This window comes from Vogesella sp. LIG4 (assembly GCF_900090205.1).
In the GTDB taxonomy this organism is placed as follows: domain Bacteria; phylum Pseudomonadota; class Gammaproteobacteria; order Burkholderiales; family Chromobacteriaceae; genus Vogesella.
In genome coordinates this window covers 2,989,468-3,012,195 of sequence record NZ_LT607802.1, presented here as the reverse complement: position 1 = coordinate 3,012,195, position 22,728 = coordinate 2,989,468, and the positions used below count along the sequence as shown (strand labels likewise).

Annotated in this window: 20 protein-coding genes and 1 other RNA gene; 15 read left to right on the top strand and 6 right to left on the bottom strand. The window is 66.9% G+C overall.

Going from position 1 to position 22,728, the window contains the following annotated elements:
- Positions 1-20: 20 nt before the first annotated feature.
- The 9 genes from ssrA to mdcH all read left to right on the top strand — a co-directional run bounded on the left by ssrA (position 21) and on the right by mdcH (position 7,736).
- Positions 21-382: a transfer-messenger RNA gene (gene ssrA, locus PSELUDRAFT_RS14165) on the top strand.
- 271 nt (positions 383-653) lie between these two features.
- Complete coding sequence (locus PSELUDRAFT_RS14160) at positions 654-1,577, top strand: LysR family transcriptional regulator (RefSeq protein WP_088967446.1); 924 nt, start codon at positions 654-656, stop codon at positions 1,575-1,577.
- 78 nt (positions 1,578-1,655) lie between these two features.
- Positions 1,656-3,317 carry a malonate decarboxylase subunit alpha gene (gene mdcA / locus PSELUDRAFT_RS14155; RefSeq protein ID WP_088967445.1) on the top strand — a complete coding sequence of 554 codons (1,662 nt, stop codon included), beginning with the start codon at positions 1,656-1,658 and terminating at the stop codon, positions 3,315-3,317.
- Positions 3,317-4,189 carry a triphosphoribosyl-dephospho-CoA synthase gene (locus tag PSELUDRAFT_RS14150; protein WP_088967444.1) on the top strand — a complete coding sequence of 291 codons (873 nt, stop codon included), beginning with the start codon at positions 3,317-3,319 and terminating at the stop codon, positions 4,187-4,189. Before mdcA ends, PSELUDRAFT_RS14150 begins: the two co-directional genes overlap by 1 nt.
- 2 nt (positions 4,190-4,191) lie before the next feature.
- Positions 4,192-4,494, top strand: coding sequence for a malonate decarboxylase subunit delta (locus tag PSELUDRAFT_RS14145; protein ID WP_088967443.1), 303 nt, complete (start codon positions 4,192-4,194; stop codon positions 4,492-4,494).
- Positions 4,491-5,348 carry a biotin-independent malonate decarboxylase subunit beta gene (locus PSELUDRAFT_RS14140; RefSeq protein ID WP_088967442.1) on the top strand — a complete coding sequence of 286 codons (858 nt, stop codon included), beginning with the start codon at positions 4,491-4,493 and terminating at the stop codon, positions 5,346-5,348. The genes PSELUDRAFT_RS14145 and PSELUDRAFT_RS14140 overlap by 4 nt, the downstream gene beginning before the upstream one ends.
- Before the next feature lie 3 nt (positions 5,349-5,351).
- Positions 5,352-6,167, top strand: coding sequence for a biotin-independent malonate decarboxylase subunit gamma (mdcE, locus tag PSELUDRAFT_RS14135; RefSeq protein WP_088967441.1), 816 nt, complete (start codon positions 5,352-5,354; stop codon positions 6,165-6,167).
- Entirely contained in the window at positions 6,160-6,804 is a 645-nt protein-coding gene (locus PSELUDRAFT_RS14130; RefSeq protein WP_088967440.1) for a malonate decarboxylase holo-ACP synthase, read from the top strand. The genes mdcE and PSELUDRAFT_RS14130 overlap by 8 nt, the downstream gene beginning before the upstream one ends.
- A complete protein-coding gene (mdcH, locus tag PSELUDRAFT_RS14125; protein WP_088967439.1) occupies positions 6,801-7,736 on the top strand; it encodes a malonate decarboxylase subunit epsilon in 936 nt (311 codons plus the stop codon). The genes PSELUDRAFT_RS14130 and mdcH overlap by 4 nt, the downstream gene beginning before the upstream one ends.
- A 99-nt stretch (positions 7,737-7,835) precedes the next feature.
- Here mdcH and PSELUDRAFT_RS14120 read toward each other — a convergent pair whose 3' ends face one another.
- From PSELUDRAFT_RS14120 to PSELUDRAFT_RS14100, 5 genes are all read right to left on the bottom strand, one after another.
- Positions 7,836-9,284, bottom strand: coding sequence for an amidase (locus tag PSELUDRAFT_RS14120; protein WP_088967438.1), 1,449 nt, complete (start codon positions 9,282-9,284; stop codon positions 7,836-7,838).
- Between the two features lie 69 nt (positions 9,285-9,353).
- Positions 9,354-10,391, bottom strand: coding sequence for an extracellular solute-binding protein (locus PSELUDRAFT_RS14115; RefSeq protein WP_197693869.1), 1,038 nt, complete (start codon positions 10,389-10,391; stop codon positions 9,354-9,356).
- A 30-nt stretch (positions 10,392-10,421) separates the two neighbouring features.
- Positions 10,422-11,216: an ABC transporter permease gene (locus tag PSELUDRAFT_RS14110; protein ID WP_088967436.1), complete on the bottom strand. Its 795-nt coding sequence runs from the start codon at positions 11,214-11,216 to the stop codon at positions 10,422-10,424.
- Positions 11,213-12,154, bottom strand: a complete 942-nt coding sequence (locus PSELUDRAFT_RS14105; RefSeq protein WP_088967435.1) for an ABC transporter permease — start codon at positions 12,152-12,154, stop codon at positions 11,213-11,215. The genes PSELUDRAFT_RS14110 and PSELUDRAFT_RS14105 overlap by 4 nt, the downstream gene beginning before the upstream one ends.
- 3 nt (positions 12,155-12,157) lie before the next feature.
- Positions 12,158-13,387, bottom strand: coding sequence for an ABC transporter ATP-binding protein (locus PSELUDRAFT_RS14100; protein WP_197693868.1), 1,230 nt, complete (start codon positions 13,385-13,387; stop codon positions 12,158-12,160).
- Between the two features lie 161 nt (positions 13,388-13,548).
- Here PSELUDRAFT_RS14100 and PSELUDRAFT_RS14090 point away from each other — a divergent pair, with 161 nt between their 5' ends.
- Positions 13,549-15,072, top strand: coding sequence for an IclR family transcriptional regulator (locus PSELUDRAFT_RS14090; protein ID WP_088967432.1), 1,524 nt, complete (start codon positions 13,549-13,551; stop codon positions 15,070-15,072).
- Between the two features lie 31 nt (positions 15,073-15,103).
- On the opposite strand, the gene PSELUDRAFT_RS14085 is transcribed toward PSELUDRAFT_RS14090, so the two are convergent.
- On the bottom strand, positions 15,104-16,213 hold the full coding sequence (locus tag PSELUDRAFT_RS14085; RefSeq protein WP_088967431.1) for a substrate-binding domain-containing protein: 1,110 nt from the start codon (positions 16,211-16,213) through the stop codon (positions 15,104-15,106).
- A 354-nt stretch (positions 16,214-16,567) separates the two neighbouring features.
- On the opposite strand from PSELUDRAFT_RS14085, the gene PSELUDRAFT_RS14080 reads away from it, so the two are divergent.
- From PSELUDRAFT_RS14080 to PSELUDRAFT_RS14060, 5 genes are read left to right on the top strand one after another with little or no spacing between them, the layout of a single operon-like run.
- The gene (locus PSELUDRAFT_RS14080) at positions 16,568-17,041 is read left to right on the top strand and encodes a formate dehydrogenase subunit gamma (protein ID WP_088967430.1); all 474 of its coding nucleotides are present in this window, start codon (positions 16,568-16,570) and stop codon (positions 17,039-17,041) included.
- A complete protein-coding gene (locus tag PSELUDRAFT_RS14075; RefSeq protein ID WP_088967429.1) occupies positions 17,041-18,588 on the top strand; it encodes an NADH-quinone oxidoreductase subunit NuoF in 1,548 nt (515 codons plus the stop codon). The genes PSELUDRAFT_RS14080 and PSELUDRAFT_RS14075 overlap by 1 nt, the downstream gene beginning before the upstream one ends.
- A gap of 10 nt (positions 18,589-18,598) precedes the next feature.
- The gene (gene fdhF / locus PSELUDRAFT_RS14070; RefSeq protein ID WP_088967428.1) at positions 18,599-21,457 is read left to right on the top strand and encodes a formate dehydrogenase subunit alpha; all 2,859 of its coding nucleotides are present in this window, start codon (positions 18,599-18,601) and stop codon (positions 21,455-21,457) included.
- Positions 21,454-22,284 (top strand): formate dehydrogenase accessory sulfurtransferase FdhD, encoded by an 831-nt coding sequence (gene fdhD / locus PSELUDRAFT_RS14065; RefSeq protein WP_088967427.1) that lies wholly within the window; start codon positions 21,454-21,456, stop codon positions 22,282-22,284. The genes fdhF and fdhD overlap by 4 nt, the downstream gene beginning before the upstream one ends.
- Positions 22,285-22,302: 18 nt before the next feature.
- Positions 22,303-22,536: a formate dehydrogenase subunit delta gene (locus PSELUDRAFT_RS14060; protein ID WP_088967426.1), complete on the top strand. Its 234-nt coding sequence runs from the start codon at positions 22,303-22,305 to the stop codon at positions 22,534-22,536.
- Positions 22,537-22,728: the final 192 nt, after the last annotated feature.

The following is a 22,728-nucleotide window of genomic DNA, read 5'->3' as shown; positions in this document are numbered from 1 at the left end:
ACAATATAAATCTCACATCTGGGGGCGACCTGGTTTCGACGGGGGTTGCAAAGCGGATGAGGGCATACCGGGATTTCAGTTACCCCGTAAAACGCTGAATTTATATAGTCGCAAACGACGAAACTTACGCTCTGGCCGCTTAATTGCGGCTAGACTCTACAGCAGCTCGCTGGTGGGCTGTGGGGGCAACCCCGGTAGAGTCATTTCACACCAGCTCGCATCGGATCGGGTCACTTGATCCGGTGTTAAATTCAAGGTGACTCGTTACTGCCAAGCCTGTCCGTCGGCGTGTCGGTAATCAAATCCAAATGACACGACTAAGTATGTAGATCTCTTCGTAGAGGGCTTCCGGACGCGGGTTCGATTCCCGCCGCCTCCACCAGAACCCTAAAAGGCCATTGAAGATCAGTAACTTGCTGATTCTCAATGGCCTTTTTCTTTGGCTGCTACACGCGGGTGCTACACACATGACCGACAATGCCATGCCAGAACGGCATACCTAGTCCGCCGTGGGGCCACCTACTGCTTCCGCCCCAGGATCCTGCCGATCCTGTGAACCAACACGGAAAGCAAGAGACTAGCTACAGCCTGCGGATCAAAAACCAGCCAGAAGCCAAGCTGAAGAGCCCCCCTATCCGGAATGCCACGCCCTCATGATCAACGAAGAAATCACGCTGCGTAAGCTGGAGATCCTGCTGGCCTTCGTCGAAACCGGCCACCTGGGCCGCACCGCCGAACGCCTGCAGCTGAGCACTGTCAGCGTGCATCGCGCGCTGCATTCGCTGGAACAGGGGCTGTGTTGCGCGCTGTTCAGGCACGAGGGCCGCAATCTCAAGCCGCTGCCCAGCGCCCTGGCTCTGGCTGAGCACGCCAGGAGCGCCCTGCAGCAGCTGAACTACGGCATCCAGGAGGCGCGCAATGTCGGCGGCTTCCACGCGCCGCAGCTCAAGCTCGGCGCCATGTATTCGCTGACGGTGGAATTGATCCCCCGCCTGATCAGTGGCCTGAAAACCCGCCGCCCGGATCTGGACATCGCACTGACCCTGGGCTCCAACACCGCGCTGCTGGCGCAGCTGGCGGAGCAATCGCTGGATGCGCTGCTGATGTCGCTACCGGAAAGCGGCCTGCCCGCCGGGCTACTGGCGGTGCCGATCTTCCAGGACCAGGTCTACCTCGCCACCCCGGCCAGCCAGCCGGCACCGCACGAACCGGCCGAGCTGACCGACTACCGCGACGCCAGCTTCGTCACCCTGGGCAGCGGCTTTGCCACCGCCCACAACTTCGAGCAGGCGTTTGCCATTGCCGGCTTCAGCCCGCAAGTAGCCATGCGCGTGGACGATATTTTCTCGCTGATCAACCTGGTGGCCGCCGGCATCGGGCTGTCGCTGCTGCCGGGCCGGGTGCACAGCCTGCTGGCCGGCCGCGTGCGGCTCACCCCGCTGGCGCCGCGCTACCAGCTGCAGCAGACCATAGGCCTGATCCTGCCGGCCAACCGCGAACGCGACCCCAATCTGCTGGCGCTACTGGCCGAGGCGCGCATGCTGCAGACGGCCGGCGAATCATTACCCTCAGGCTAACAAAGCGTACGGCGGCTTGATTGATGGCCGCCCACCCCGTGGCTACCCTGCCGGCATGTCATCCGCCAGGAAGCAGCCATGCCAGCCCCCCGCTCGCCCGATGTTGTCTGGAACACGCGCCGCAGTGACAAACAACAGCGCATCGCCCGCCTGGGCACGCTGGCCGACGGCCGCATCCTGCCCACCGGCCAGCTGGTGCCAGCGCTGGAAATCCTGCTGTCCCCCGGTGACCGGGTAGCACTGGAAGGCAACAACCAGAAGCAGGCCGACTTCCTGTCTCGCGCGCTGGCCAAAGTGAACCCGCAGCGGGTGCATGACCTGCACATGATCATCCCCAGCGTTGGCCGCAGCGAACACCTGGACATCTTCGAAGCCGGCATCGCCCGCAAGCTCGATTTCTCGTTCTCCGGCCCGCAGAGCCTGCGCATCGGCCAGCTGCTGCAGGACGGCTGCCTCGAAATCGGCGCCATCCATACCTATATCGAGCTGTACTCGCGCCTGTTCGTCGACCTGAGCCCGAATGTGGCGCTGGTGGCCGCCTACCAGGCCGACCGCCACGGCAACCTGTACACCGGCCCCAGCACCGAGGACACCCCGGCCATCGTGGAGGCCACCGCCTTTCGCGACGGCATTGTCATTGCGCAGGTGAACGAGATTGTCGAGGACAGCAGCGAGCTGACGCGGGTGGACATTCCCGGCGACTGGGTGGATTTCGTGGTGCAGGCCGACCGCCCGTTCTTCATCGAGCCGCTGTTCACCCGCGACCCGCGGCACATCACGCCGGTGCACGTGCTGATGGCGATGATGGCGATTCGCGGCATCTATCAGCGGCACCAGGTGCAATCGCTCAACCATGGCCTGGGCTACAACACCGCCGCCATCGAGTTGCTGCTGCCCACCTATGGCGAAACACTGGGCCTGCGCGGCAAGATCTGCCGCCACTGGACGCTGAACCCGCACCCTACCCTGATTCCGGCCATCGAAAGCGGCTGGGTGGACAGCGTGCACTGCTTTGGCGGCGAACTGGGCATGGAAGCCTATGTCGCCGCCCGCCCCGACATCTTCTTCACCGGCCGCGACGGCTCGCTGCGCTCCAACCGCGCCTACTGCCAGATGGCCGGCCAGTACGCGGTGGACATGTTCATTGGCGCCACGCTGCAGATGGACGGCCAGGGCAACTCCTCCACCGTCACTCGCGGCCGGCTCTCCGGCTTTGGCGGCGCGCCGAACATGGGGCACAACCCCGGCGGGCGGCGCCATGCCAGCCCGGCATGGCTGGACCTGATCCAGGGCGATGACCCGCTGGCGCGCGGCCGCAAACTGGTAGTGCAGATGGTGGAGACGTTTCAATCCGGCAGCCAGCCCACGCTGGTGGAAACGCTGGATGCGGTGCAGGTGGCGGCGGACTGCGGCATGCCGCTGGCCCCGGTGATGGTGTATGGCGACGATGTCAGCCACCTGCTCACCGAGGAAGGCATCGCCTACCTGTACAAGGCGCGCTCGCTGCAGGAGCGCATGGACATGATCGCGGCGGTGGCCGGCGTTACCCCGATCGGCCTGCCGCAGAACGCCGGACGCAGCACCGAGCTGCGCCGCCAGGGGCTGGTGGCATTGCCGGAGGATCTCGGCATCCGTCACGCCGACGCCAGCCGCTCGCTGCTGGCGGCGAAAAGCATCGCCGAACTGGTCAGCTGGTCGGACGGGCTGTACCAGCCGCCGGCGCGGTTCAGGAGCTGGTGATGACAGCCGCAGCCACTTCCACCCAGCCCTGCACCCAGGCGCTGCTCACCGCCCGCCGCCTCGCCCAGCTTGCCGGCCAGGCCTTGAGCGACGAGCTGCACCTGGCCCCCAAGCCCGGCCTGGTGGACAGCCGCGGGCCAGGCGTGCACCGGGACATGACGCTGGCGATGATGCGCGATGCCATCACCGCCTTGCGGCCAACCTTTTTCGAACTGGCGCTGCACGCCTACCACGCGGCGGCCACGCCGCAACTGCGCACCCAGCTGGGCAGCATCGGCCGCGCCGGCGAGCAGGCCATGCTGCAGGTCACCGGCGGCATCAACACCCACCGCGGCGCCATCTGGGCGCTCGGCCTGCTGGTGGCTGCCGCCGCGCAGGAGCCGCATTCACTGGCACCGCACGCCATCACCCAGCGCGCCGCCGTGCTGGCACGGCTGCCGGACCACCGCCAGCCCAGCCAGCCGCTACCCGGCACCCTGACCTGCCAGCGCTACGGCGTAGGCGGCGCCCGCGCCGAGGCGCAGCAAGGCTTTCCGCACATCATCGAGCACGCCTTGCCGGCGCTGCAGGCCACCCGCGCGCGCGGCCATGACGAGGCCGACGCCCGGCTGGATGCACTGCTCGCCATCATGGCGCAGCTGGACGACACCTGCGTGCTGTCGCGCGGCGGGCCCGATGCGCTGGCCGCCTTGCAGCACGGCGCCAGAGCGGCGCTGGCCGCCGGCGGCGCCGGCCATTTCGACGGGCGCAAGCAGCTGCTGGCGCTCGACCACACCATGCGCCAGTTCAACGCATCGCCCGGCGGCGCCGCCGACCTGCTGGCCGCCACGCTGCTACTGGACCGGCTGGATGCACTCGCCTCCCGAGGATAACCATGGAAACACTGCAACTCGATTACCCGGCTGGCACCCCTGCCAGCGGCCGTGCGCTGGCCGGCGTGGTCAGCTCCGGTGACCTGGAAGTGCTGATCGAGCCGGCACCGGCCGGCCTCTCCCGCGTCATGATCACCAGCGCCACCCGCGTAGGCAGTGCCCGCTGGCATGCACTGCTCGACCGCCTGTTCACCGACCCGGCACAGCCGGCGATGCTGGTGGAAATCCACGACTTCGGCGCCACGCCCGGCGTGGTGAGCCTGCGGCTGGCGCAGGCACTGGAAGCACTGGAGGCCGCACCATGAGCACGCAGCAACACAAACTCGCCACCCTGCTGGCCCGCCGCAGCTTTACCGAACTGAACGCCCGCCAGCGCGCGCACGCCCTGCTCGATCCCGGCAGCGGCCGCGAGCTGCTGGACCCGTTCGAACGCCTGATGTCGCCATGGCTGGGGGCGCAGCAGATCGTCCCGCAGGCCGACGACGGCGTGGTAGTGCTCAAGGGCCGGCTGGCGGGCAAGCCCACCGTGGTGCTGAGCATCGAGGGCGCGTTCCAGGGCGGCAGCCTGGGCGAAGTGGGCGGCGCCAAGATCGCCGGCGCGCTGGAGTTGGCCGCAGAAGACAACCGCCGCGGCATTGCCACCCAGGCGGTGCTGCTGCTGGAAAGCGGTGGCGTGCGGCTGCAGGAAGCCAACCTGGGGCTGGCGGCGATTGCCGAGATTCATGCCGCCATCGTCGACCTGGCGCGCTACCGCCCGGTAGTCGGCGTCATCGCCGGGCCGGTGGGCTGCTTTGGCGGCATGTCCATCGCCGCCGGCTTGTGCAGCTACCTGCTGGTGACCCGCGAAGCACGGCTGGGGCTGAACGGCCCGCAGGTAATCGAGCAGGAAGCCGGCGTGCTGGAGTACGACTCGCGCGACCGGCCCTTCATCTGGAGCCTGACTGGCGGCGAGCAGCGCTTTGCCACCGGCTTTGCCGACGCCTATCTGGAAGACGATTGCGACACCCTGCGGGCGGCGGTCACCGATTACTGCCAGCGGCCGCTGCCCGCCACGCCGCGCCATGCGCGCAGCGGGTATTTTCTGCCGCGGCTGAGCAGCCTCGACTCGTCGCAGCAGGCTGACAGCCAGCGTGCTCGCACGCTATTCAGCCAGGAGTAAGCCATGCAACAGCCCACCCCATCCACGCGCGGTCGCGACTGGTTCCAGCTGCTCACCGCCGGCCAGCCGCCTCTGGCGCAGTTCCCTTCCTCGCTGCTGGTGGCCGATGCCGAGCTGGCCGGGCGCCCGGCGCGCTACCTGGCGCTGGTGGCCGATGCGGCCAACCCTTTCCCGCGCGCACGCAATGGCGAGGCCGGCCTGCTGGAAGGCTGGGCGCTGGCGCAGGCGGTAAATGAACTGGTGGCGGCAGACCGGACACGGCCCGACAAGCGCGCCATTGTCGCCATCATCGACGTGCCCAGCCAGGCCTATGGCCGGCGCGAAGAAGCCTATGGCATCCACCAGGCGCTGGCCGCCGCCGCCGCGGCCTATGCCGGCGCCCGGCTGGCCGGCCACCCGGTCATCGGCCTCATCGTTGGCAAGGCCATGTCCGGCGGCTTTCTGGCGCACGGCTACCAGGCCAGCCGCCTGCTGGCGCTGGATGACGCCGGCGTGATGGTGCATGCCATGAGCAAGCAGTCGGCAGCGCGCGTCACCCAGCGCAGCGAGCAGGAGCTGGCAACGTTGGCCGCACGCATTCCGCCCATGGCCTACGACATCGCCAGCTTCGCCAACCTGGGGCTGCTGTGGCGCCTGCTGCCGGTAGCGTCCGCCGACGCGCCCAGCACCGCCGACCTCGGCCACGTCCGCGCCGCACTGGCCGCCGCGCTGGACGACATCGCCCGCGACCCGGCGCCGGATCTGGCGAGCCGGCTTGGCCCGGCACGTTCCGCCTCGCTGCGGGTGCGGGCACGGCTGCGCGAGCAGTGGCATGACTGAGCTGGCGCAGTATCGCCCGCATGATCTGCTGTGGCTGCGCGACGCCAGCGCGCTGCACAGCCCCGAGCCCTTGCCCGGCTGGGTTGCCAGCCAGTGGCAGCCGGCGCTGCCGGTGGTGGTGCGGCGGGCGGCGGCAAGCGCGGACAGGGTCGCCGTCGGCATCCGTGGCGCCAGCCGCGAGCAGCGCCACGCCTTGTGGGCAAGCCGGCAACAGGTGGTGCAACAGCTGGCGCCGGAGGCACTGCCCGCCCGGCTCGCCAACACGCCACGGCGGCATGCGCTGCCGGCCTTGCTGGCGCTGGCGGCGCTGCAAGCGATACTGGACGAAACCACTTGCGGCTGGGGCGTCTGCGGCAGCGCCGGCTACGAACTGGCTACCGGTCTGCCGGTGCTGCGCGCCGGCAGCGACCTCGATCTGCTGATCCGCTGCGCGCACCCGCCAAGCCAGGCCATGCTGCGCTACTGGCTGACGCTGCTGCTGCGCCAGCCCTGCCATATCGACGTCCAGCTGGAAACCCCGGCCGGCGCGATCGCCCTGGTCGAATGGGCGCGACGCCCGGCGCGCGTCATGGTGAAAACCCCGACCGGGCCGCTGCTGCTGGCCAACCCGTGGCAGCCGGACGGCAGCCCGGCATGAGCGTGCTGTTCGTCTTTCCCGGCCAGGGCGCCCACTACCCCGGCATGCTGCAGCAGCTGCCGGATCATCCGGCAATACGGCAGACGCTGGCCGAAGCCACGGCAGCGCTTGACCTGCCGCCGGCACAGCTCGACAGCGCCCGGGCCCTGCACTCCACCGTGGCGGTACAACGCTGCCTGCTGATTGCCGGCGTGGCCTCGGCGCGCATGTTGGCCGCAGAGGCCGGGCCGCCCGACATGGTGGCCGGGCTGTCGATAGGCGCTTATGCCGCCGCGGTCTGCGCCGGCGTGCTCGCCTTTGCCGATGCACTGGCGCTGGTCTCGCTGCGCGGCCAGTTGATGGAGCAGGCCTACCCGCGCGGCTACGGCATGAGCGCGGTGATCGGGCTGGATGTGCCGCAGCTGGCGCGCGTGCTGCAGCAGCTGCACGCCGAAGGTCAGCCGGCCTGGCTCGCCAACATCAATGCGGAACGCCAGCTGGTGGTGGCCGGCGCCGACGAGGCGCTGCACCGGCTGGCACAGCACGCGCATGCCGCCGGCGCCAGCTGCTGCCAGCGGCTGAACATGAGCGTGCCGAGTCACTGCCCCTTGCTGGCGGAACCGGCGCAGCAGCTGCAACAGGCGTTTGCCGGCATTGCCCTGCAAGCGCCGCGGCTGGCCTATTTGAGCAGCAGCGCCGCCAGGGTGCTGCGCGACCCACAACAGATCGGCCTCGACCTGGCCGGCAATATGGCGCGCCAGGTGCGCTGGCACGACACCTCGCGTCTGGCAGTGGAACGCGGCGCTCGCCTGGCGGTGGAAATGCTGCCGGGCAACACGCTGAGCCGGCTGCTGGGCCCGGTGATGGCGCCCGGCCTGGCACTGGCAATGCAGAACACCCGGCTGGATACGCTGGTGGCGCTGATACAGCGCGAGCAGCAGCGGCTGGCGTGAACCCGCGCATATAAACAAGGGCCGGTCAGATGACCGGCCCTTGCTGCCTACTCGCCAGAGCACCTCGAAAGCAGGCGTTTATCGAGGTGCTCTACGCTCTCAGGCATGACCAGCGGTTTCCCCCTCCAGCAGGCTCTGCAGCTGCGGCCTTGCCGTCGCCCACTCGCCCAGGGCGGCTTCCAGCGCCCGCGCCATGGCCAGCAGCCCGGCCTCGCCGCGCGGCTTGCCCACCAGCTGCATGCCCACCGGCAAGCCCTCCGCCGTCATGCCGCATGGCATGGCCACCACCGGCAGCGCCAGCATGGTCAGCGCATAGGTAATCGCCAGCCAGTCGATATAGATGTCGAAATCGACACCAGCCGCCTGCCGCACATGGGTCCACTCCGTCGGGAACGGCGGCACGATGGAAGCCGGGCAGATCAGCAGATCGTAATCGCCCAGCTGCCGGATCACCTGCTGGTACAGCACCGAGCGCATGCGCATGCCGTCCTTGATCTGCTGCGCATCCAGCTTGAGGCCGTATTCGATGTTCCATACCACATTGGGGTTGAGCAGCGTGCGCTGCTCGCCCAGCAGCGCGGCGTAGTTGCCGGCGTAACCCAGTCCGCGCAAGGCATAGAACGCCTCGCGCGCGGCGGAAAGATCCAGCTCGATCTCCTCCACCGCCAGGCCCTGGCTGCGCAGCCGCGCCACCGCCTGCTGCATCACGCGGGTAATTTCCGGGTCCACCTTGCCCACCCCCAGGTCGGGGCTGTAGGCAATGCGCAGCGGGCGCTGCGGCCGCAGTGCGGCATCGAGAAAACGCTCGCCACCGGCACCGAGCGACAGCGGCTCGTGGCTGGAGATGCCACACATGGCATCCAGCAACAGGGCAGCGTCGGCCACATTGCGCGCCATCGGGCCTTCCACCGCCAGGGTATCGAAGGCGGCAGTCGACGGGCCGCTGCCGATGCGGCCAGGGGTTGGCCGCACGCCCACCACGCCGCAGAACGCCGCCGGGGTGCGCAGCGAACCGGCCAGGTCGGAGCCGTGCGCCAGCCAGGCGGTGCCGGAAGCCAGCGCTGCCGCCGCGCCGCCGGAGGAGCCGCCGGCCGAGCGCTGCAAATGCCAGGGGTTGCGGGTGGCGCCATACACCGCGTTGTAGGTATGGCCGCCGGCGCCGAATTCCGGCGTGTTCGACTTGGCGTAGACAATGGCGCCCTGCGCCTCCAGCCGGGTGACCAGCACATCCGAGCTTTGCGGCACGTGGTTCTGGTATACCCGCGAACCAAAGGTGGTGCGCACCCCTGCCACCGCGGTCAGGTCCTTGATCGGCAGCGGCATGCCGCACAGCAGGCCGCGTGCGGCCAACGGTTTCTGCATCAGCGTGCGGGCGTGGTCATAAGCACGTTCCCAGCAGCGCACCGGCAAGGCATTCACGTGCGGCTCCACCCGCTCCACCTGCCACTGCAGGGTGTCCAGCAAGTCCAGCGGGCTGATCTGCTCGCTACGCAGCAGGCCGACGATATCCACGGCCGAGCGCGTCAATAATTGGGCATCGATAGTCATTGCAGCATCCCTGAATCGATGAAGAGGCTCAGGCCACCGCGCACCAGCAGCACGCGGCGGCCGCTTGGCTTATTTCAGCAGCGAGGTCCAGATCAGGTCGCGCATGCGCACGGCCTTCTCCGAGCAGGCTTTCAGGAACACCATCTTGGCGCTGGCCGGCGGGTTCAGTTCCGGCATGTCGCGAATCTCCTGGCTCAGGAATTTTTCCGAGCCCTGGATCGGGTTCTGGTACTTGAGGAAGGTCGAGTTCTTGGCCGCCACATCCGGCTGCATCAGGAAGGCCAGCAAGCGCTTGGCGTTGTCCGGGTTGGGCGCACCGGCCGGCACCACCAGGTTGTCCACCCAGGCCAGCGAGCCTTCCTTGGGGAACACGTAGCGGATGGATTTCTTCATTTCCCGCGCCCGCTGCGCAGTGCCGTTCCAGATCGACGAGACGGCGATCTCGCCGGACACCATGGATTCGCGGATCGCGCCGGCCTTGGAGTTGTAGGTGCGCACATAGGGCTTCTGCTGCATCAGCAGGTCCTGCACCTTCTTCATCTGCTTCGGGTCTTCACTGCACAGCGGCACGCCGGCGGCAATGCTGGCGAGGCTGACGCTGTCGGAAGCCGAACCCAGCATATTGACCTTGCCACGCAGCTGCGGCGGCGGTGTGAACAGCACTTTCAGACTGTCGGTCGGGCCGTTGTAGACGCTGGTATCCACCGCAAAGTTGGTGGTGCCCCACAGGTAAGGCACCGAGTAATCACCGGTCGGGTCCCATTCCGGCTTGCGCAGCTTGGGGATGATCTTGTTGTAACCGGGCAGGTCGCGCACCGCCACTTTCTGGATCAGCTGCTCGCGCTGCAGCACCGGCACCATCGCCTGCGACGCCACCGCCACGTCGTAGCCACCGCCACCCTGCTTGAGCTTGGCCAGCAGGGTTTCCTCGGAATCGTAATTGTCGATGCGCACCTTGATGCCGGTTTTCTCCTCGAACTGCTTCACGGCAGCAGGGTCGATGTAACCGGACCAGATATACAGGTTGACTACCCCTTCTGCCTGCGCGAACTGCGGCATCAGGGCGGCGGCGCAGAGGCCGGCAAACAGGGCTTTCTTGCTTTTCATGGCATACATCCTTTCGTCGGGAACGGGGGGCTACGCGTGCTTGGGGCGGTTGATCAGGTTGGCGATGGCAACCAGCGCCACCGACACCACGAGAATGATGGTCGACGCGGCATTCACGTCCGGGGTCACCCCCATGCGCATCAGGCCGAAGATGAAAATGGGCAAGGTGGTGGAGCCGGCCTGGGCGATCAGTACCGAGATCACGAAGTTGTCCAGCGACACCACGAAGGCCAGCATCAGCCCGGACACGATGCCGGGCATCAGCAGCGGCAGGGTCACGTAGCGGAAGGCGGACCATTCGTCGGCATACAGGTCCATCGCCGCCTGCTCCAGCTTGTTGTCCATGTCCTGCAGGCGGGCACGCACCGGCAGGAAGGCAAACGGGATGCAGAACACGATGTGGGCGATGATCAGGTTGCCCAGCCCCAGCGACAGGCCGATGGCGCTGAAGAAGCCCAGCATGGCCACGGCGATGACGATTTCCGGCACCACCAGCGGCAGCATGATCAGCCCCTGCGCGTAACGCGCCTGGCCGGGCTTGCCGCCGCGGGTTACCGCCAGCGCGGCAATGGTGGCCAGCAGCGCGGCGCCCAGCGCGGCAATCACGGCGATGCCGATGCTGTTGAGCGCGGCATCGCGCAGCGCCTCGTTGTGCCACACGCGGGCATACCAGAGCAGGCTGAAGTGATCCCACACCGTGGCCGAGGGGCTGGCGTTGAAGGAAAACACCACCAGCGCCACGATGGGCAGATACAGGTAGATGTAGAAGCCCAGCGTCAGCCAGCCAATGCCGTGAAACTTGCGTACCGAGAAGCCGGTTTTCATGCTGCATCCTCCACAGTTGGCCGCACGCTGCTGCGGCGGCGGAACAGCAGCAGCGCCGCCAGCGCGATCATCACCAGCAGCACCACCGCCAGCGCCGAACCGAACGGCCAGTTCCGCGACTCGGTGAACTGGCGGTAGATCAGGTTGCCGAGCATCAGCTTGCGCCCGCCGCCCAACAGCTCCGGTGCGATCATCGCGCCCAGGCAGGGAATGAAGGTCAGCAGGCAGCCGGCGATCAGGCCAGGCAGCGCCGCCGGCCACACCACGATGCGCAGCGCCTGCCACTTGTTGGCATACAGGTCATGCGCCGCCTCGATCAGGCGGACATCCATTTTTTCCAGGCTGGAATAGATGGGCAGCACCATGAACGGCGCATAGGTGTAGACCAGGCCGACCAGCACCGCGCCGTCGGTATACAGCAGCGGCAGCGGCCCGTCGGTAAGCCCAAGGCCTTGCAGCAGGCTGTTGATCACCCCCGAGTCGCGCAGCATGAGAATCCAGGCGTAGGTGCGCACCAGAATGTTGGTCCAGAACGGAATGGTGACCAGCAGCAGCAGGCGGCTGCGGCGCTGCGGCGGCTGCAGCACGATGTACAGCGCCACCGGCAGCCCGATCAGCGCCACCAGCACGGTGGTGCAGAAGGCCACGCCCACAGAGCGCCAGGCAATGGTCAGGTAGGCATCGGTGAACTGCAGCGTGTCATCCAGCTGGCGGTCGAACAGCAGCTGGGTATAGGCATCGAGATTGAAATGCAGCCGCACCCCGCCGTAGCCGTTGGCCTCCATGAACGAGTAGCCGACGATCAGCAACAGCGGCACAACCAGGAACAGGACAATCACCAGCGGTGCCGGCACGATGCTGGCCAGGTAGCGCTGCCGCGCCTGCCGGGCCAGGTCCTTGCCGCCGGCAGCGGCGTGCGAGGTAGCAGGAGTCGCCATGGCTCAGCCTCCCAGCACTTGCATGTCGGCCACCGCCACATCCACCGCCACCGTGCTGCCCACCGCCGGCGGCTGCGCCTCGGCCGCGGCCTTGAGGTCACGCATCACCACGTGCAGGCCATCGCCCAGCAACAGGTGCAGCGCGGTATCGGTACCCAGGAACATGGTGGCCTTGACCTGCGCGTTGAAGCGGATGCTCCCTGCGGCCAACTCACCCCTGGCCAGCGTCAGCTTTTCCGGCCGTACCGCCACGGTGGCGGTGCTGGCCAGGTCGTCCGCGGCCGGCAGCACCACTTCGCCGACGACATCGATCGCCAGCCGTGCCCTGCCGGCACCCTGCGACAACACATGGGCCGGCAGCAGATTGTTTTCGCCGATGAATTCCGCCACGAAGCGGCTGGCCGGGTGGTGGTAGATCTCGCCCGGGCAGCCGATCTGCTGCACCGTGCCTTCCGACATCACCGCAATGCGGTCGCTCATCGCCAGCGCTTCTTCCTGGTCGTGGGTGACGAACACGAAGGTGATGCCGGTTTCCGCCTGCAGGGTTTTCAGTTCCAGCCGCATCGCCTGACGCAGCTTCAGGTCCAGCGCCGACAGCGGCTCGTCCAGCAGCAGCACCTTGGGCTTGGGCGCCAGCGCCCTGGCCAGCGCGATGCGCTGCTGCTGGCCGCCGGACAGCTGCGCGGTGCGGCGGCCAGCGAAGCGTTCCATCTTCACCATGCGCAGCATCTCGTCCACGCGGCTGGCAATCTGCTCGCGACTCATGCGCAGCATGCGCAGACCGAAGCCGATGTTCTCGGCCACGGTCATGTTCGGAAACAGCGCGTAATGCTGGAACACCGTATTGATGGAGCGCTGGTAAGGCGGCAAGGCTTCCACCGGCTGGCCGGACAGCAGGATGGAGCCCGAGCTGGGTTGCTCGAAACCGGCAAGCAGGCGCAGCAGGGTGGTCTTGCCGCAGCCGGACGGCCCGAGCAGGGTGAAGAATTCGTTTTGCCGTATCGACAGCGACACCTCGTGCAGCGCGCTGACCGGGCCGCTCGGGCTATCGAAAGTCTTGCGTACCTGGCGTACATCGATAACCGGCATGTCCGCGGCGGCCGGGCGGCTGCTCGCGGTGCTTTGCGGCGCTGCCGGCTGGCTCCCCAACGATGGCTGGCTCACCGCCTGCTGTAGCGCGATGCCTGCCGCAGCGCCCCAGGGGGAGATGATCGTACTGGCTGATGTGAACATCTTTGCTCCTCACATTGCTCGTTTGAACAGCTTTTTTGAACAGTGTTGACTTTTACCGCAATACGATTACACTTACCGCAAAACAATTCTGGTTATCGTAGTTACGGTGAATAGCGAAGTCAATGCTATTCTGTCGCCACCTTTTCTAATCATTGTCACTAATGGCAGACGACCGACGCAGCTATGTTGCCGCCCTGGGCAAGGCACTACAGGTACTGGAAGCTTTCGGCCCGAGAACACCGGATTTGCGGCTGGCGGAAATCGCCGAGCTCACCGGCCTGAACCGCAGCAGCGCACAAAGAACCGTCTACACCCTGGCGCGCTGCGGCTACCTGAAACGCGATCCGGCCTCCACCGCCATCTCGCTGTCGCATCGCTGCGCGCTGCTGGCGCACCGCTACATTACCGCCAACCACCTGATCGACATGTCGATGCAACCGCTGGCCGAGCTCAGCGCGGCCACCGGCATGCAGTGCGATCTGTGGGTATTGAGCGGTGAAGACATCGTGAACATTGCGCGCATCATGCAGTACGACCTGCTGGCGCTCGGCGGCATCGATGCGGAGAACATCACGCGCCTGCCGTCCGCCACCATGGCGGCGGTACTGGCGCCAACCGGCGAACGCCACCGCGCCGACAGCCACGCGGCCGGCCGCATACTCTGCGGCCAACCCCTGGCGCACGATGCCGGCTGCAGTATCGACCTGGCGCCGATTCCCGTAGTTGCCGCCCCGGTGTTCGGCGCCGACGGGCAATGCGTTGCCGCGGTCTCCATCACCACCCGGCCGCAAACGCTGGACAGCGACGAACAGCGCCGGCTCTGCCATGCCGTGGCCGCCACCGCGCAGACCATCTCACAGCTGCGCATCCAGCCCTGGGCGCGCACCTTTGCCGACACGCCGCCGACAAGCGAGCTGCCGGATATTCCGGAAGACGACGACCCGCTGTTCATCACCTCGGTGGCGCGCGGCCTGCGCACGCTGGAGGCGTTTGCCTTTGCCCAGCCGGAACTCACGCTGACCGATCTGCACCACGTCACCGGCTACCCCATTCCCACCCTGCAGCGCCTACTGGAAACCCTGATCCAGCATGGTTACGTGGAAAAGGAGCCGCGCCACAAAACCTTCCGCCTGGCGGTGCGCACCCTGGACCTGCTGTTCAACCTGCAGATGAGCGACCGGGTGCTGAAAACCGTGTGGCCACGGTTGGTGCGGCTGCGCGACGAGTGCGGCCTGCGCTGCTCGTTCTGCATCCTGGACGGCAAGGAAATCCTGCACCTGCTCACGGTGCAGAGCCAGCCCGGCGCCGACTTCCGCGCCGCCTACATGGGCAAGCAGCTGCCGGCGATCAGCACCTCCGGCGGGCGCGCCATCCTATCGCAGTTGTCCGGCGCCGAGCTGGACAGCATCCTGGCCGAGCCGGTGCGCGCCATCACGCCCTATACCGAGACCAACCCAGACAAGCTGCGCAGCGAGATTGCGCTGAGTCGCACGCGCGGTTTTGCCTTCACCGACCAGCAATCGATACTGCACGAGGTGAACGTGGCTGCCGCGGTGGTGGAAGCCAACGGCACGCCGCTGGGCGCGATCGTGATATCCGCGCCGTGCCGGCAGTGGGATCTGGCCCGGCTGGAACGGGAAATCGTGCCATTGCTGCTGCCGTACACCAAGGCATTGTTCTCCTGAGCCGGCATCGGGCTTGCGGCCAACGTTGCGGCTACATCCCCGGCAGCACGCCGGCAAACGCCTCGGCAATGGTCTGCACCGTGCCGGACTCGGCAGCGTCGTAGCCGGCCAGCTCACTGATGGCGTCGCGAAACTGCTGACTCTGCAGGATCGCCAGAATGCGCTGCAGCACCGGGTGCGCCAGCAGGTCGCGATGCAGCAGGAAGAAATAGCGCTCGTTCTGCAGCGGCAGGAAGTCCAGTTTGAAACGCCGTGCCGCGGTTTCGATGCCCAGGCCGACATCGGCCATGCCGCTGGCGATGAACGCCGCCACCGCCGCATGCGTCAGCTCCGCCTGTTCGTAGCCGTGCACCTGCTGCGGCGCCACCGCAGCCTTGTCCAGCAGCTTGTCCAGCAGCAGGCGGGTGCCGGAGCCCGGCTGGCGGTTGACGAAGCGCACCTCGGGCCGCGCCAGGTCTTCCACGCCGTAGATGCGCCGCGGGTTGCCGGCGGCCAGCATCAACCCCTGGCGCCGCGTCACCACGTGCACCACGCGGTGCAGCGCCGGGTCGAAATGCTCGGCATAGTTGGCCGCAATGGCCGGCTGGAACTCGCCCAGCGGCACGTGGAAGCCGGCCAGCTCGCATTCGCCCGCCTGCAGTGCCGCCACCGCATCCTGGCTGCTGCGGTATTTCAGTTCGACACCCTGCCCCTCTTCCGCCAGCTCGCGCACCAGCCGCTCCACCGCGTAACCGTGGCTGGCATGCAGCCGCAGCGGTGCGCCGGCCGCCTGCAACACCAGCCGCAATTCGGCCTCGATCTCGGACGACAGCGTTTCCAGCATCGGCGCGATACGCGCCTGGATGCGGCGGTTGGCCCACACCAGCTTTTCGCCCAGCGGCGTCAGCTCGGCGCCGCGGCCGCGTTTCATCAGCAATAGCGGCACCCCCAGGCGCTGCTGCGCCGTCTGCACCAGCCCCCAGGCGTGGCGATAGGAGATGTCGCAGCTTTTGGCGGCGGTATACAGGCTGCCGTCGGCCTGCACCGCGGTGAGCAGCGCCACCAGCCGGTACGGCACCAGCTCGCCGGCGGCCGCAGACACCTGCCAGACCAGCTGGCTGTCCACCTGCAGGCGCTGTGGCAGTTTATGTTTTCTGTGCATATATCTCTGGTAGTGCGGATCATATTGCCAAGACTGCCACAAGCTTGCATGCTGCCGCCTGTCGCGCCATGGATTATGTCTGCTGCTTCATATTTGGCAACAGGGCACATCGAAAAATGCCTGCTTTCGTTGCGATACTGCGTTGCTCACAAAAAATTCCTCCTTACATATAAAACATATGCTGCGTCGGAATTTTTCGGTCGAGCCTTGTCTCGCTTAAAAACCGGGGTGTTTCGAGGCACCCTGCAGTCTTTTTCAGCCAATCCCTGTCGTTTGCAGACAGCTGCGCATGCCATCCTGCGCGACAATAATTAGGTCATGCCCCGTGGGCAGGCTCGCTACCGAGGTCACCCGATGACAACGCAACAACAGGCACGCACCCAGCTGCAGGCCATTCTGGACACGCACCGGCACGAGGCCGGCGCCCTGCTGCCCATCCTGCACGCGCTGCAGGACTCGCTGGGCTACATTCCCGACTGGACGGTGGCCGACATCGCCCAGGCACTGAACCTGAGCCGTGCCGAAGTGCACGGCGTCATCACGTTCTACCACCACTTCCGCACCAGCGCGCCGGCGGCGCACAACCTGCAGATCTGCCAGGCCGAGGCCTGTCAGGCGCGCGGCAGCCGCGAGCTGACCGCACACGCCGAACAGGCGCTGGGCTGTAGCCTGCACGGCCGCAGCAGCAGCCACGATCTGGACCTGCAACCGGTGTACTGCCTGGGGCTGTGCGCCACCGGGCCCAACATCATGCTGGACGACAAGCTGGTATCGCGCGTGGACGCGAGCCGGCTGGACCGCCTGCTGCACGGCGTGAAGGAGGCCTGATGAGCACGATCAAACTCTATGTGCCGCGCGATTCCGCGGCACTGGCGCTGGGCGCCGACGACACCGCCGCAACGTTGGCCGCAGAAGCGGCGCGACGCGGCGTCAGCATCGAACTGGTGCGCAACGGCTCGCGCGGCCTGTTCTGGCTGGAGCCGCTGGTGGAAGTGGCCACTGCGCAAGGCCGCGTGGCCTACGGCCCGGTGCAGGACGACGATGTGCCGGCGCTGTTCGACGCGCTGCTGGCCGGCGCCGAACACCCGCTGTGCCACGGCCTGACCGATGACATTCCCTACCTCAAGCAGCAGGAACGGCTCACCTTCGCCCGCGTCGGCATTACCGACCCGCTGTCGCTGGACGACTACCAGGCACACGAAGGCTTTGCCGGCCTGCGCAATGCGCTGGCGCTGCAAGGCAGCGACATCGTGCAGGCGGTGCTGGATTCCGGCCTGCGTGGCCGCGGCGGCGCCGCCTTCCCCGCCGGCATCAAGTGGCGCACCGTGGCGCAGGCGCAGGCCGCGCAGAAATACGTGGTGTGCAATGCCGACGAAGGCGACTCCGGCACCTTCTCCGACCGCATGGTGCTGGAAGACGACCCCTACATGCTGATCGAGGGCATGACCATTGCCGGCCTGGCGGTGGGCGCTACCGAAGGCTACATCTACATCCGCTCCGAATACCCGCACGCGGTGGCAGTGATGAACGAGGCGATTGCCCGCGCCAGCGCCGCCGGTTTCCTCGGCGACAACATCCTGGGCAGCGGCAAAACCTTCCGCCTGCAAGTACGCAAGGCCGCCGGCGCCTATGTCTGCGGCGAAGAGACCGCGATGCTGGAAAGCATCGAGGGCAAGCGCGGCGTGGTGCGCGCCAAGCCGCCGCTGCCGGCGCTGGCCGGCCTGTTCGGCCAACCCACGGTGATCAACAACGTCATCACCCTGGCCACCGTGCCGGTAATCCTGGCGCGCGGCGCCGCCTTCTACGCCGGCTACGGCATGGGCCGTTCGCGCGGCACGCTGCCGTTCCAGCTGGCCGGCAACCTGAAGTATGGCGGCCTGGTGGAAAAAGCCTTCGGCCTGACGCTGAACCAGCTGCTGAACGACTTCGGTGGTGGCAGCGCCAGCGGCCGGCCGATCCGCGCGGTACAGGTGGGCGGCCCGCTGGGCGCCTACCTGCCGCCGGCGCAGTTCGACACCCCGCTGGACTACGAAGCCTTTGCCGCGCTGGGCGCGGTGGTGGGCCACGGCGGCGTGGTGGCCTTCGACGACAGCGTGGACATGGCCGAGCAGGCACGTTACGCCATGGAATTCTGTGCCATCGAATCCTGCGGCAAATGCACACCGTGCCGCATCGGCTCCACCCGCGGGGTGGAGGTGATCCAGCGCATCCAGCAGCGGCAGGACGAACCGCAGCAGATCGCGCTGCTGCGCGACCTGTGCGACACCATGCTGCATGGCTCGCTGTGCGCGATGGGCGGCATGACGCCCTACCCGGTACTGTCTGCGTTGAATCATTTCCCGGAAGACTTCGGTGACGAAGCCGGCATGGCCTGAGGAAGACACCATGAACCACCCCACCCCCGACATCGACTACGGCACCCCCGCCCGCGTCTCCGAGCGCATGGTCACCCTGGAAATCGACGGCCAGAGCGTAAGCGTGCCGGAAGGCACCTCGGTGATGCGCGCCGCCACCGAGGCCGGCACCATGGTGCCCAAACTGTGCGCCACCGACAGCCTGGAGCCGTTCGGCTCCTGCCGGCTGTGCCTGGTGGAAATCGAAGGCCGCCGCGGCTACCCGGCATCCTGTACCACCCCGGTGGAAGCCGGCATGGTGGTGCGCACCCAGAGCGACAAGCTGCAGGATCTGCGCCGCGGCGTGATGGAGCTGTATATCTCCGACCACCCGCTGGACTGCCTGACCTGTGCGGCCAACGGTAACTGCGAACTGCAGACCCAGGCCGGTGTGGTGGGCCTGCGCGACGTGCGCTACGGCCTGGCCGGCGCCAACCACCTGGACAGCAAGAAGGACGAATCCAACCCCTACTTCAGCTATGACCCGTCCAAGTGCATCGTCTGCAACCGCTGCGTGCGCGCCTGCGAGGAAACCCAGGGCACCTTCGCGCTGACCATCTCCGGCCGCGGCTTCGAGTCGCGCGTATCGCCGGGCCAGGATCAGGCCTTCATGGATTCCGAATGCGTGTCCTGCGGCGCCTGCGTCGATGCCTGCCCCACCGCTACGCTGCAGGAAAAAACCGTGATCAAGATCGGCCAGGCCGAGCACAGCAAGATCACCACCTGCGCCTACTGTGGCGTGGGCTGCGGCTTCAAGGCCGAGATGAAGGGCAACCAGGTAGTGCGCATGACGCCGTGGAAAGACGGCAAGGCCAATGAGGGCCACGCCTGCGTCAAGGGCCGCTTCGCCTGGGGCTACGCCACCCACCCGGACCGCATCACCAAGCCGATGATCCGCAGCAAGATCACCGACCCGTGGCGCGAAGTGAGCTGGGAAGAAGCCATCGGCCACGCCGCCAGCGAGTTCCGCCGCATCCAGGCCAAGCACGGCAAGGATTCGGTGGGCGGCATCACTTCCAGCCGCTGCACCAACGAAGAAACCTACCTGGTGCAGAAGCTGATCCGCGCCGGCTTCGGCAACAACAACGTGGACACCTGCGCCCGCGTCTGCCACTCGCCCACCGGCTACGGCCTGGGCCAGACCTACGGCACCTCGGCCGGCACCCAGACCTTCAAGTCGGTGGAGCACAGCGACGTGGTGCTGGTGATCGGCGCCAACCCCACCGACGGCCACCCGGTATTTGCCTCGCGGCTGAAGAAGCGCCTGCGCGAAGGCGCACGGCTGATCGTCATCGACCCGCGCCGCATCGACCTGGTGCAGACCCCGCACGTGAAGGCCGATTACCACCTGGCGCTGCGCCCCGGCACCAACGTGGCGATGATCACCGCGCTGGCGCACGTGATCGTTACCGAAGGCCTGCTGGCCGACGAGTTCATTGCCGAGCGCTGCGAGGAGAAATCCTTCCACGACTGGAAGAACTTCGTCAGCAAGCCGGAAAACTCGCCGGAAGCCACTGCCGACATCACCGGCGTGCCGGCCGAACAGGTGCGCGCCGCCGCCCGCCTGTACGCCACCGGCGGCAATGCCGCCATCTACTACGGCCTGGGCGTTACAGAGCACAGCCAGGGTTCCACCATGGTGATGGGCATTGCCAACCTGGCGATGGCCACCGGCAACATCGGCCGCGAAGGCGTGGGCGTGAATCCGCTGCGCGGCCAGAACAACGTGCAGGGCAGCTGCGACATGGGCTCCTTCCCGCACGAGCTGCCAGGCTACCGCCACATTTCCGATACCGCCACCCGCCAGCTGTTCGAATCCGCCTGGGGCGTGACGCTGGACCCGGAGCCGGGCCTGCGCATCCCCAATATGTTCGATGCCGCCATGGCCGGCAGCTTCCTCGGCCTGTACTGCGAGGGCGAGGACATCGTGCAGTCCGACCCCAACACCCAGCACGTTACCGCGGCACTGTCGGCAATGGAATGCGTGGTGGTGCAGGATATCTTCCTCAACGAAACCGCCAAGTACGCGCACGTGTTCCTGCCGGGCGCCTCGTTCCTGGAGAAGGACGGCACCTTCACCAACGCCGAGCGCCGCATCTCGCGCGTGCGCCAGGTAATGAAGCCGCTGGCCGGTTACGCCGACTGGGAAGTCACCCAGCTGCTGGCCCGCGCGCTGGGCATGGAGATGAACTACAGCCACCCGTCCGAGATCATGGACGAAATCGCGCAGCTGACGCCGAGCTTCGCCGGTGTGAACTACCAGAAGATCGACCGCATGGGTAGCATCCAGTGGCCGTGCAACGACAGCGCGCCGGAAGGCACGCCAACCATGCACCTGGACGGCTTCGTGCGCGGCAAGGGCAAGTTCTTCGTTACCCAGTACGTGGCCACCGACGAGAAGGTCAACCGCCGCTTCCCGCTGATCCTCACCACCGGGCGCATCCTGTCTCAGTACAACGTGGGCGCGCAGACCCGCCGCACCGCCAACAGCATGTGGCACCCGGAAGACGTGCTGGAAATCCACCCGCACGACGCCGAGGAGCGTGGCATCAACGATGGCGACTGGGTAGGCGTGCAAAGCCGCGCCGGCGAAACGGTGCTGCATGCCAAAATCAGCGAGCGCATGCAGCCGGGCGTGGTGTACACCACCTTCCACTTCCCGGAATCCGGCGCCAACGTGATCACCACCGACAACTCCGACTGGGCCACCAACTGCCCGGAATACAAGGTGACGGCGGTGCAGGTGCTGAAGGTGACCCAGCCTTCCGCCTGGCAGCAGGACTACCAGCGCTTCAACCGCACCCAGCTGGAACTGCTGGAGCAGGCCGGTGCCGACGAAGGCAAGGCATGATGGCGCCGGAACAACCGCCCGCCCCACCCGGGGCCAGCCACTGCCGGGTACAGACCTGGCAGCACGGCCAGGTGGCTTCCGCCAGCGACACGCTGGCGGAAGAGCAGCCGGTGGCGCTGGAGTTCAACGGCATCTCGCATGCGGTGATGCTGGCCACGCCGCTGGACCTGGAAGACTTCGCGCTGGGCTTTGCCATCAGCGAAGGCATTGTCGACAGCGTGGACGAGGTGTACGACCTGCAGCTGGAACAGCGCTGCGACGGCCTGGTGGTGCAGCTGGATATCGCCAACGCGCGCTTTGCCCGGCTGAAGGAAATGCGCCGCAACCTCACCGGCCGCACCGGCTGCGGCCTGTGCGGCACCGAGAGCCTGGCGCATGCTGTGCGCCCGCTGCCGCCGTTGGCGCAGCCCGGCATGGTGCACGAAGCCGCCGTCCGCCAGGCACTGACCGCGCTGCGTCAATACCAGACGCTACAACTGGTCACCGGCGCCACCCACGCCGCCGCCTGGTGCGGCGACGATGGCAGCATCCGCATGGTGCGCGAGGACGTTGGCCGCCATAATGCGCTGGACAAGCTGATCGGCGCGGTGCTGAAAACCCGCCCCGCGGTGCGTGACGGCTTCGTGGTGGTCACCAGCCGCGCCAGCATGGAAATGGTGCAAAAAACCGTGACTGCCGGCTTTGGCTGCCTGGTGGCGATCTCCGCCCCCACGCGGCTGGCGGTGGACCTGGCCGAACAGGCCGGGCTGTGCCTGATAGGCTTCGCCAAGCCGGAACGCTGGGTGGCCTACAGCCACGCGCAGCGCATCCTGCCCGGCGGCAACTGAATCTCACTGGAAACTCGCATGGATACCCACCACACCCTCACCCGCATGGCCAACCAGATCGGCGGCTTCTTCGAAGCCATGCCGGATCGCCAGGAAGCGCTGGCCGGCATCACCCTGCACATCAAGCGCTTCTGGGAGCCGCGCATGCGCCGCGAGCTGCAGGACTGCCTGCAACAGGAGGATGCGGCCAACCTTAGCCCCATCGTGCGCGAGGCGCTGCAGGCTGACGACAGCTGGCGCGTGCCGCACTGATATCCGCGGCAAGAAAAAAGCCTCTGCCCGTGCAGAGGCTTTTTTGTGCGGCCGGCCGCAGCGCGATGCCCCCTGGCATGGCGCCGGAAATTTTTTCCCGTCAGGCACAGAAGTTGTGTCGGAACCGAGAATGATCTGCCTTCCCTCCTCTCTTTAATATCAATGCGCAACGAAACAGCTTCTCCACCAGAA